General features: G+C 45.3%; 1 protein-coding gene. It reads left to right on the forward strand.

Annotated elements, in window-relative coordinates; genetic code table 11:
- Positions 1–278 (forward strand): AAA family ATPase (locus AB4585_RS25460; RefSeq protein ID WP_372171566.1); only part of this gene is annotated, 278 nt, incomplete at both ends.

The raw sequence follows: 278 nt of genomic DNA on the forward strand, positions 1-278 counted from the left end.
GCAACTTGAGCATGACTATTCATTGGTTTATTTACCCAACCCAGTACTAGACGGTGATGGCATTCGCTTTGCGATCGCTAATGAGTTGCAAGTGGACACCAGTGACTCTAGAGCCATTGTTGACAATGTTCAGCGTAAGCTGGTGGAACTAAGAGAAGCAGGGAAACCTGTTGTTGCCTTGATTGATGAAGCGCAGGCCTTGAGTGACGAAGCATTAGAGACCATACGCCTATTTGGCAACCTTGAAACCATAAACAGTAAGCTGCTGCAAATAGTAT

The sequence above is a fragment of the Vibrio sp. 10N.222.49.C9 genome (assembly GCF_041474985.1).
Taxonomy (GTDB): domain Bacteria; phylum Pseudomonadota; class Gammaproteobacteria; order Enterobacterales; family Vibrionaceae; genus Vibrio; species Vibrio crassostreae_C.